This window comes from Flavobacterium sp. (assembly GCF_020217025.1).
GTDB lineage: Bacteria > Bacteroidota > Bacteroidia > Flavobacteriales > Flavobacteriaceae > Flavobacterium.
The window spans coordinates 1-10,000 of sequence record NZ_JAIWOF010000016.1 but is presented as its reverse complement, the minus strand read 5'-3'; the positions used below and the strand labels follow the sequence as shown (position 1 = coordinate 10,000).

Sequence of the window (10,000 nt, the reverse complement as noted above, 5' to 3'; positions counted from 1 at the left end):
TTTTATTTTTACAGGATACATCCCATATTATTTTACTATAATTTCATTTCCTTCTTTATCGAAGAAGTGATATTCTAGATACGTGTAAGCGTCACGAGGTATAATTTTCACCCATTTCTTATATTCGAAAAACCATTTCGAACGTAAGGATGGAAAACCTTTAGTAAGGTATGCTGCCACAAACGGATGTACATTAAGTACAACTTTTTTATGGTCTTTTATAATGCGTTCAAGGTCAGACGCTATTTTGTCGATAATTAAAATTGGAGCTTCAATTTCCCCATGTTCATTGTTAGGGTCTTCTTCTCTTGTTTTAATATTAACTTCTGGTCTAACTCTTTGTCTAGTAATTTGAATTAATCCAAATTTGCTAGGAGGCAAGATTTTATGCTTGGCCTTATCGTCACTCATTTCTTCTTTTAAGAAGTCGTACAATACTTTGCGGTTTTCTGGATTTTGCATATCAATGAAATCCACTACAATAATTCCGCCCATGTCTCTAAGTCTTAATTGACGTGCAATTTCAGCTGCAGCAATCATATTAACTTCTAGAGCAGTATCTTCTTGGCTAGTTGCTTTGCTTGAACGATTTCCACTGTTCACGTCAATAACGTGTAAAGCTTCGGTATGTTCAATAATCAAATAAGCACCTTTGCTCATGGAAACTGTTTTTCCAAAAGACGTTTTTATTTGTCGTTCAATATTGTATTTCTCAAAAAGAGGCAGTTCCTTAGACTGATAGTGTTTTACGATAGACACTTTGTCGGGAGCTATTTCTTGCAAATACTCCTTCGTTTCAAGATACAAATCTTCATCATCAACATGAATCCCTGTGAAGGTATCATTAAATACATCTCTTAAGATAGAAGAAGCTTTGTTAAGTTCTCCTAATACTTTTGATGGATGATGTGCAGTTTGTAATCTTCTGCTCATTGCTGACCAACGGTCGAGCAGTGTTTGTAGATCTTTATCAAGTTCGGCTACTTTTTTGCCTTCGGCTACTGTTCGCACAATAACGCCGAATCCTTTTGGTTTGATAGATTGAACCAATCGTTTTAATCTATCTTTTTCTTCTCTCGATTCTATTTTTTGCGAAACAGAAACGCGATCTGAAAAAGGAACTAAAACCACATATCTTCCGGCTAATGAAATCTCAGAACTAATTCTAGGACCTTTAGTCGAAATAGGCTCTTTAACCACTTGAACTAAAACGGATTGATTGGCGCTAAGAATATCGGTTATAGTGCCATCTTTATCAATTTCAGCTTCAAAAGGAAAATTTTTGAGTGAATAATCTTTTAATTTACCTGCGCTTACAAGTTTAATAAATTTCATCAAAGAAGGTAAGTTGGGACCTAAATCGTGATAATGCAAGAATGCATCTTTTTCATGACCTAAATTCACAAAAGCGGCATTTAAACCAGCCACAGGTTTACGGATTTTAGCGATAAAAATATCACCTACCGCAAAATTGCTTTGCTTTTCTTCTTCTTTGTGTAATTCTATTAGTTTTCCATCTTTTAATAAGGCAAAATCTACAGCGTCTGAACCAGATCTAATAATTAACTCTTTGTTCATGCAGTACATTTTTATCCATTCGCCAAGGCGAACAGATGGATTAAACATTTTTTACAGGCAGTTGTACCTGGGAATCAATATTTAAATTGATTCATTTCAATGAACTTTTTTCTAAAAAAGAAAAAGTAGTTTTAAACTACTTTTTCTTTTTATGACGGTTTGCTCTCGCTCTTTTCTTACGTTTGTGAGTTGCTACCTTATGTCTTTTTCTTTTTTTACCACTTGGCATAACATGTTGGTGTTTAGATTAATAAATAGTTTTTATACTGTAACTTCTGTTTTTTCTTTAACGCTTTCTACAAACACTTTAGCAGGTTTAAATGCTGGAATGTTGTGTGCAGGGATTTTAATTGTAGTATTTTTAGAAATGTTTCTTCCTGTTTTTTCAGCTCTTGTTTTGATAATGAAACTTCCAAAACCTCTTAAATAAACATTGTCACCAGTTTCTAACGAGTTTTTCACTTCTTCCATAAAAGTCTCAACTGTTGCTTGAACATCTCCTTTTTCAAGTCCTAATTTTTCTGAAATTTTCGCTACGATATCTGCTTTCGTCATTTTCTTTCGTATTTATATTTTGTGTATTTTTTTGAGTTTGCAAATATAAGAATTAAAAAAACAATAATTCAACCTTAATTGATTAAATTTTAATTACTAAAGATTTATTTTTGTTGTCCCAATATAAAATCATGGAATTTTCTAACTCTTTAATTCATTGGTATTTACAAAACAAGCGCGACTTACCATGGCGAAATACGACCAATCCGTATTGGATTTGGCTCTCAGAAATTATGTTACAACAAACACGAGTGGCGCAGGGTTTGCCTTATTTTCTGTCTTTTACTGAAGCTTTTCCAACCGTTTTTGACTTAGCTAATGCTGATGAAGAACAAGTCTTAAAATTATGGCAAGGTTTAGGCTACTATTCAAGAGCTAGAAACCTTCATGCAACTGCAAAATACATCGCTTTTGAATTAAATGGCGAATTTCCATCTAATTATAAAGACTTATTAAAATTAAAAGGTGTTGGTGAATACACCGCTGCAGCCATTGCTTCTTTTTCATATAACGAGCCTGTTGCGGTTTTAGACGGAAATGTTTTTAGAGTTCTAAGTCGTTATTTTAATGTAGAGAGCGATATTTCTTTACCAAAAACTAAAACCGAATTCCAGCAATTAGCGCAAGAAGTATTAGATAAAAAGAATCCTGCCTTGTTTAACCAAGCGATTATGGAGTTTGGTGCGTTGCAATGTGTTCCGAAAAATCCAAATTGTGAAGCTTGTGTCTTAAATTCGAGTTGTGCCGGACTTCAACATAAAAAAGTAAATGAACTTCCGGTTAAAACTAAGAAAACAAAGGTCACACCACGTTATTTAAATTATCTAATCTTAAAAGATTCGGATTCCAATTTTATCGTTCAAAAGCGGGAAGGAAAAGGAATTTGGGAAAACTTATATGAATTTCCAGTTTTTGAAACCAAAAGTCAATTGTCGGAAAATGAAATTATCGAAGAAGTTTCCAAAATGGAATTCTTCAATTTGAAACCTGTTGAAGTTATATCACTTCACAACGATGTTAAACTGCATAAGTTGTCGCACCAACATTTGAATATTCGCTTTTTTGAAGTACAATTCGATTCAAAATTACCTGATTCAAAACCAATTACGGAAATTGAAAAACTTCCTTTTCCAATAGTAATTCACAATTTTATTGTTGCAAATTATTGTAATTCACTTTAAATTACTATTTTTGATTAACCCTAATAAACATATAAGCCATGAACGGAACATTAAACAAGGTTATTTTGATAGGTCATTTAGGTGACGAAGTTAAAATGCATTACTTTGAAGGTGGTAATTGTATTGGACGTTTTCCTTTAGCGACAAACGAAGTATACATCAACAAAACTACCGGAGAAAAAATTACTTCTACAGAATGGCACAACATTGTTGTTCGAAATAAAGCAGCCGAAATTTGCGAAAAATACCTTTCTAAAGGCGATAAAATTTACATTGAAGGCAGAATCAAATCGCGTCAATGGCAAGCAGAAGATGGTGCTACAAAGTACACTACTGAAATTCAGGTAACCGAATTTACATTCTTAACCACCAAAAAAGAGACCGATTTAAGCAAGTCGTCTTTACCAACAGGTAGTGCTCCTGATGATTTTAATGTTTAACTAAATTGATTTAATTTGGATCCTGATCCGGCCAGTTTTCTTTATTCTATAGACTTTGAATTCCTTTTTGGAATACTAGCAATTGTGGTATTGCTCGCTTGTTCTGCCTTTATTTCGGGCTCAGAAGTGGCACTTTTTTCTTTATCTCAAAAAGATATCGACGATATTTCAAACAAAGATTACAATAGTGGAACGCTAATTTCTAATTTGTTAGAAAAGCCAAAAAAACTATTAGCTACAATTTTAGTAGCCAATAATTTTGTAAATATTGCAGTTGTTATTTTATTCTCATCAATTAGTGAACGCTTTTTTGATGGAATTGAATCTTATGCATTACGTTTTACAGTTGAAGTGGTTTTAGTTACATTTTTTCTATTGTTGTTTGGTGAGGTCTTGCCAAAAATTTATGCCAATCGAAACAATATGGTTTTTGCAAGAAAAGTAGCTATTCCGATTTCGATTTTGAATAATATTTTATCTCCAATCAGTGTTCCGATGCGAAACGGAATTCTTTTTATCGAGAAGAAACTCAATGTACAAAAGGGGAATTTTTCGGTTGACCAACTTTCACAAGCCTTAGAATTAACATCGCAAACCGATACAACTGATGGCGAACAAAAAATCTTAGAAGGAATTGTAACTTTTGGAAACACCGAAGTGCGCCAAGTAATGAGTCCAAGAATTGATGTTTTTGCTTTAAATATCGAAGAAACTTTTGCTCAAGTAATGCCAAAAATAGTTGAGAAAGGCTATTCTCGAATTCCAGTTTACAAAGAAAATATTGATCAAATTGAAGGAATTTTGTTTATTAAAGACTTGATTCCCCATATCGATAGCGAAGATTTTGAATGGACCAAATTATTACGCCAACCATTCTTCGTTCCAGAAAACAAAAAGTTAGACGATTTGTTGAAAGATTTTCAAGGCATGAAAAGTCACTTAGCGGTTGTGGTAGATGAATATGGAGGAACTTCGGGAATTATTTCTTTAGAAGATGTTTTGGAAGAAATTGTAGGCGATATTAGTGATGAATTTGACGATGAAGATTTAATTTACTCTCAAATTGATGATAAAAATTTCCTTTTTGAAGGCAAAATCAGCTTGAAAGATTTTTATCGAATTATTGAAGTGGATGAAAATGAATTTGAAAGTAAAAAAGGTGAAGCCGAGACTTTAGCGGGATTCTTACTTGAGATTTCTGGAAATTTTCCAAAGAAAAGACAGAAAATAACATTCCATAATCTTATTTTTACCATCGAAAATGTAGATAAGAGAAGAATAAAACAAATAAAAGTTACGTTATTGTAATTATGATACAAAATATAGTAAAATTAAGCTGTTTGGGATTGTTTTTAAGTTTGATTTCTTGTGGAGATGAAACATTGCCAAAACCAAAAGGACAATTAAGTTTAGAATATCCAAAAGCGAAATATTCTAAATTAGATTCTAATTGTTCCTTTACTTTTGAGAAAAATAATTTAGCCTTGATAAAAGACAAATCATGTGCTTTTGAAATCAATTATCCAAAGATGAAAGCTACGATTTACTTGACTCACAAATCAGTAAACAACGATATAGATAAATTATTACGCGATGCTCAAACACTTACTTACAATCACGTTGTAAAAGCAGATGACATTGTTGAACAACCTTTTATTAATGGCAAGAAAAAGGTTTACGGAATGTTTTACGAAGTAGGAGGTAATGCCGCGACTAATGCGCAATTTTATGCTACCGATAGCACTAAAAACTTTATCGTTGGAAGTGTTTATTTTTATGCAAAACCTAATTTCGATTCCATTTTGCCTGCCGCTCAATATCTAAAAGAAGATATGCGCAAGATAATGGAAACTTTGGAATGGAAATAAATTTGTATTAATTTCTAATTTACAAAAATGATCAAAGTCAATTTGATATCATTTATCATTTCAATTGTGTTATTATTAATCAATAATGATTCACTTAATGACAAGATTTATAAATGTCATAAGTCTAATATTGGTAAATTTTCAAATGAAATAGAGTCGCAGTTTGATTTTAGAAAGCAATATATTAAGGATATAATTGAACTACATCAACAAAACAAAAATGATACAATTCTAATTATTGAAAAACATGATTTTGCTTGCGATGGTTGTCCTGCAAGTTTTGTTCAAATATTTTCTAAAGAAAAATATATTGAATTTAGGCTTAATATGAATGAAAGTAAATATGAAGATAGATTTGAATCTGCCCTTAAAGAATATAAATCAAAAGTTCCTGGTATAGAAACTGAATATTTGCATTCTGATTTAAAAATAATTTTTGAAAATTTAAAAAAAGGTAAAAAAATTAATCAGATTCAAAAGGAGAATAATACTAATGATTGTTATGATGGAAGTAATTCAATTTACACTTTAATTTATCCAAACGATGAATTAAAATGTATGATTATTAGATGTTGGAAATAAAAAACGCCCTGATTATCTCAGGGCGTTTTTTATTACATTTTTTTCGATTCCGTTACTTTGTAAGAATCACCACCAGCAACACCTTCAATGGTTTTAGTTAGAGATTCTAACGATTGTTTTTCAGCATCGAATTTTACAGTAGCAATTTTAGTGTCGAAATCCACAACCGCTTGTCCAACACCTTCTTGTTCTGCTAATTTGTTTTCGATAGTTTTAGCACAACCCATAGCGCAAGTCATTCCATCGATAGTAAAACTTGCAGTTTGCATTTTAGCTAAATCAGCTTCTGAAACGGCTTCTTTTTTAGTTTCTTCAACTGCTACTTCTTTGTTTTCTTGTTTGCAACTTGCTAATGAAAGTGTCATTAAAAGCGCTAAACCAATATTTTTTAAATTTTTCATATCTATAAATGTTAAATTAAAAGTCTCTAAATAAAGACTATGCAAAATTACAAAATTTCATAGTGCTATTTTCAAAATAAAGCCTGAATTTTGACGAACAATTTAGCGCTATGGAAAACAATTCGACAAAATGGTATTTATTAGGCTTTTTAGGCTGCGTTTGGGGAAGTTCCTTCATCTTAATGCAATTGGGGTTAAAAGGTGTGAATTCGGTGCAATTAGGGAGTTTGCGAATTCTTTTTGCAGCTATGTTTTTGATTGTTGTTGGATTCAAACAAATTCCTCAAATTCCCTTATATAAATGGAAATTTATTGCGCTAACAGCTTTATGTGGCACCTTTATTCCAGCGTTTTTATTTGCTTTTGCACTTTCAAAAATTGATGGTTCTATTAGTTCGATTTTAAATTCATTAACTCCTTTGAATACTCTTTTAGCTGGATTGCTTTTTTTTGGAATGAGTGTGCAACGTAGTCAAGTTTTTGGAGTTATTATTGGTTTTATCGGTTGTGCTTTGTTAGTGTTATTTGGTGATGGAGAAAATACTACTGAAAACTATTACTACGCAATTTTAATTGTAATTGCTTCGATTTTTTATGGTATCAATGTCAACTTAATTAAAAAATACTTATCTGATTTAAAGCCGTTAACCATTAGTACAGGAAACTTTTTAATTATGTTTTTTCCGGCTTTAATCGTTTTGTATTTCACTGGTTTTTTTGATATCATTCATGAAACTAAAGTGCAAACTTCTTTAGGTTTTATTGCGATTTTAGGAATCGTCGGAACTGGATTTTCAAATATTTTATTCTTTAAATTGATTCAGCTTTCATCACCTGTTTTTGCTTCTTCGGTAACTTATATTATTCCGGTAGTAGCTTTTGTTTTAGGTTATTTATTTATGAATGAAACGCTTTCGGTAATTCAATTATTAGGTGCTTTAGTTGTTTTAGTCGGAGTTTATTTTTCCAGTAAGAAATAAAAAAAAGCGCCCAATTTCTTGAGCGCTTTCTGAATTTCATGTTTTGTTTATTATTTGAAATCAGCATCAGTTACACCTTCGTTAATTTTAACTTCAGTAGTAATTAATTCGATTTCGATACCAACATTCATGATGGTTTTGTATGGGAATTTCAACCCTTTTACATCTTTGTAGTCTTGATAGTAAGTAGTTTGTGTCATTTTTTGACCGCCTTGCTCAACGTCTTTAGCCTCAGCTACTTTAAATCCAGTTTTTACATCATAGTAATAAGTAGATTTTCCGTTTTTAATAGCGTAAGCATCTGCTCCATTAATGTTTTCGATTCCTGTTAAAGTAACGTCTTTGTCTGTCAATAAGGATAATTCTTTAAAATTACCTGCCATATCTTGCATGTCTTTCAAATCTTGGTCTTTGAAATCTTTTCTTTGACCTTGTTGTACCATGTAAGCTTCTTTTTCGTTAACAACTTGTTTCATCATTACCATTCCCATAGCCTTCATTTCAACGCCTAATTTTTTAGGAGCTGTTTTTACTACTAATTCTAAAGGTGTTCCTTGAACAGTTCCGGCAGACATTACGGCTAACGTTTTTACATTTTTAACCGCTTTCTCGCCACCAATAGCATTGATGTAGTTGTTAAGTACAGTTTGAGTTGTTACTCCTGCAGGAATTGGCTTTTTAACTTCTGGTTTTTCTGTTGGATTACCATATTTGTCAAAGTAGAAAATTGGTAATTTTTCTCTTTTACTCATTGTTTCTAAACCAGGTAAAACATCTGCTGCTTTTCCTACGATAACCACTCTTGTTTTATCAGATAAGAAATATTTGTTAGCAGCATTTTTGATATCTTCTGCAGTAACTGCGTTGATGTTTTTGATGTAATTTTCGTAGAAATCTTCAGGTAAACCTTGAGTTTCCTTGTTTAAAGCATAACCTGCAATAGTTGATGGTTTTTCAATTTGCATTACGAAGTTACCTACATATTTTGCTTTTGCATTTCTTAAATCTTCTTCAGAAACTAATTCTGTTTTGATTCTTTTTAACTCATTGAAAAATTCTACAACTGCACTATCCGTTACTGTATTTCTAACTGAAGCACTTGAACGGAATTTGTTGATGTATTTTCCAGCTCCAATTGAAGAGTAAGCTCCGTATGTCCAACCATGTTTTTCACGTAAGTTTAAGAATAATCTTCCTTCACCGCCACCACCTAAAATTTGGTTAGCTAATAAAACTGAAAAATATTCTTTATCTGTCATTTTTAAGTTAGACAAGTTAACTAAAGCGATTTCAGATTGTACTGCATTTGGAGTGTCAATAAAGTTGATTTGGCTATATTGAACGTCTTTAGGATTTGAATAAGTTAACTGTGGAGCAGTAGCCTTTTTCCAAGTTCCAAAAAGTCTTTCTACTTCTTTTTTAACTTCTTTAAAGTTAACATCTCCTACAATTACTAAATAAGCATTTGCTGGAACGAAATACGTGTTATAATTCATAACAACGTCTTCTAATGTTACATTTTTTAAAGTTTCTTCACTAGTGAATTCTCCTTTGTAATGTTCTTTTCCAAACGTTAATACGTTTTCTACTCTACGAGCAATAGCAGTAACGCTTTTTTCATCTGATTTTAAACCTTCGATGATTTTTTCTTTTTCTTTTTCGAATTCTTTTTGGTCAAATAATGGGTTTAATGCACCATCTGCCATTAATTCTAAAATTCTTTTTGAATATCTAGAAAGACCATTTGCTGAAGCTCCAGAAGCGTAAAAGTTGATGTCCGCTCCTAAGAAGTCGATTTCTTCGTTGTACGCATCTTTAGTAGCTGTTTCTGTTCCGTTACCTAACATTCCACTTAAGATATCAGAAACTCCTTTTTTATTTCCTTCAGCATAAGGTGGATTGTCTAATGTTAGATTGAAAGAAACACGTGGTAATTTGTGATTTTCCACAACTAAAACTTTCAAACCGTTTTTAAGAACAAAACTTTGAGGCTTGTTAATGTTAGTTGTAGGAGCTGGTCCCGCTTTTGGTTGTGGTCTGTCTTGTGCTTGCATAGTTATTGTTAAAAATAAACTGGCTGCTATGTATATAAATTTTTTCATATTCTTCAAATCTTAGTTTTGAGCTTTGTCTTTAGCAGGAACATAATCTAAAATCATTCTTTGGTTTGAGTTTAGATATTTTTTTGCAACATCTCTAATTTCTTCTCTTGTGATAGAACGATAAATATCGATTTCAGTGTTAATTAAATTGATATCACCATATAACATATAGTAAGTAGCTAAATTGTCAGCAATTCCTTCAACAGAAGCATTATTGCTTACATAGTTGCTTTCAAATTTATTTTGAAGTTTTTGGAAATCTTTTTCAGAAATTAATTCGTTTTGCATTTTTGCAATTTCCTCATCAATTTCT

At 31.8% G+C, this 10,000-nt stretch carries 10 protein-coding genes and 1 pseudogene; 6 read left to right on the top strand and 5 right to left on the bottom strand.

The window, feature by feature from the left end; all coding sequences use genetic code 11:
- Window positions 1-27: 27 nt before the first annotated feature.
- Both LDL23_RS00710 and LDL23_RS00705 read right to left on the bottom strand, forming a co-directional pair.
- Window positions 28-1,578, bottom strand: a complete 1,551-nt coding sequence (locus tag LDL23_RS00710; RefSeq protein WP_291263987.1) for a ribonuclease E/G — start codon at window positions 1,576-1,578, stop codon at window positions 28-30.
- Between the two features lie 261 nt (window positions 1,579-1,839).
- Window positions 1,840-2,133, bottom strand: a complete 294-nt coding sequence (locus LDL23_RS00705; protein WP_008254909.1) for an HU family DNA-binding protein — start codon at window positions 2,131-2,133, stop codon at window positions 1,840-1,842.
- 131 nt (window positions 2,134-2,264) lie between these two features.
- Between LDL23_RS00705 and mutY the strand changes: the two genes are divergently transcribed.
- Genes mutY through LDL23_RS00680 form a run of 5 tightly spaced genes read left to right on the top strand, consistent with a single transcriptional unit; the run spans window position 2,265 to window position 6,204 of the window.
- Complete coding sequence (mutY, locus tag LDL23_RS00700; protein ID WP_291263986.1) at window positions 2,265-3,314, top strand: A/G-specific adenine glycosylase; 1,050 nt, start codon at window positions 2,265-2,267, stop codon at window positions 3,312-3,314.
- 38 nt (window positions 3,315-3,352) lie between these two features.
- On the top strand, window positions 3,353-3,754 hold the full coding sequence (gene ssb / locus LDL23_RS00695; RefSeq protein WP_291263985.1) for a single-stranded DNA-binding protein: 402 nt from the start codon (window positions 3,353-3,355) through the stop codon (window positions 3,752-3,754).
- 15 nt (window positions 3,755-3,769) lie between these two features.
- Window positions 3,770-5,062, top strand: a complete 1,293-nt coding sequence (locus LDL23_RS00690) for a gliding motility-associated protein GldE (RefSeq protein ID WP_291263984.1) — start codon at window positions 3,770-3,772, stop codon at window positions 5,060-5,062.
- A gap of 2 nt (window positions 5,063-5,064) precedes the next feature.
- Window positions 5,065-5,622 (top strand): gliding motility lipoprotein GldD, encoded by a 558-nt coding sequence (gene gldD, locus LDL23_RS00685; RefSeq protein ID WP_291263983.1) that lies wholly within the window; start codon window positions 5,065-5,067, stop codon window positions 5,620-5,622.
- 27 nt (window positions 5,623-5,649) lie between these two features.
- On the top strand, window positions 5,650-6,204 hold the full coding sequence (locus LDL23_RS00680) for a hypothetical protein (RefSeq protein WP_291263982.1): 555 nt from the start codon (window positions 5,650-5,652) through the stop codon (window positions 6,202-6,204).
- Window positions 6,205-6,236: 32 nt separating this feature from the next.
- Here LDL23_RS00680 and LDL23_RS00675 read toward each other — a convergent pair whose 3' ends face one another.
- A complete protein-coding gene (locus tag LDL23_RS00675) occupies window positions 6,237-6,605 on the bottom strand; it encodes a heavy-metal-associated domain-containing protein (RefSeq protein ID WP_291263981.1) in 369 nt (122 codons plus the stop codon).
- Window positions 6,606-6,715: 110 nt separating this feature from the next.
- Between LDL23_RS00675 and LDL23_RS00670 the strand changes: the two genes are divergently transcribed.
- Complete coding sequence (locus LDL23_RS00670; RefSeq protein ID WP_026725349.1) at window positions 6,716-7,585, top strand: EamA family transporter; 870 nt, start codon at window positions 6,716-6,718, stop codon at window positions 7,583-7,585.
- Between the two features lie 50 nt (window positions 7,586-7,635).
- Here LDL23_RS00670 and LDL23_RS00665 read toward each other — a convergent pair whose 3' ends face one another.
- Together LDL23_RS00665 and LDL23_RS00660 are read right to left on the bottom strand one after the other, a co-directional pair.
- Window positions 7,636-9,687: a pitrilysin family protein gene (locus LDL23_RS00665; RefSeq protein WP_291263980.1), complete on the bottom strand. Its 2,052-nt coding sequence runs from the start codon at window positions 9,685-9,687 to the stop codon at window positions 7,636-7,638.
- Between the two features lie 12 nt (window positions 9,688-9,699).
- Window positions 9,700-10,000, bottom strand: a pseudogene (locus tag LDL23_RS00660) (insulinase family protein); the annotation flags it as partial.

Bases quoted from the DNA above. Each gene is read 5' to 3' on its own strand.
- LDL23_RS00710 (WP_291263987.1), bottom strand. From the start codon at position 1,578: ATGAACAAAGAGTTAATTATTAGATCTGGTTCAGACGCTGTAGATTTT.
- LDL23_RS00705 (WP_008254909.1), bottom strand. From the start codon at position 2,133: ATGACGAAAGCAGATATCGTAGCGAAAATTTCAGAAAAATTAGGACTT.
- mutY (WP_291263986.1), top strand. From the start codon at position 2,265: ATGGAATTTTCTAACTCTTTAATTCATTGGTATTTACAAAACAAGCGC.
- ssb (WP_291263985.1), top strand. From the start codon at position 3,353: ATGAACGGAACATTAAACAAGGTTATTTTGATAGGTCATTTAGGTGAC.
- gldD (WP_291263983.1), top strand. From the start codon at position 5,065: ATGATACAAAATATAGTAAAATTAAGCTGTTTGGGATTGTTTTTAAGT.
- LDL23_RS00680 (WP_291263982.1), top strand. From the start codon at position 5,650: ATGATCAAAGTCAATTTGATATCATTTATCATTTCAATTGTGTTATTA.
- LDL23_RS00675 (WP_291263981.1), bottom strand. From the start codon at position 6,605: ATGAAAAATTTAAAAAATATTGGTTTAGCGCTTTTAATGACACTTTCA.
- LDL23_RS00670 (WP_026725349.1), top strand. From the start codon at position 6,716: ATGGAAAACAATTCGACAAAATGGTATTTATTAGGCTTTTTAGGCTGC.
- LDL23_RS00665 (WP_291263980.1), bottom strand. From the start codon at position 9,687: ATGAAAAAATTTATATACATAGCAGCCAGTTTATTTTTAACAATAACT.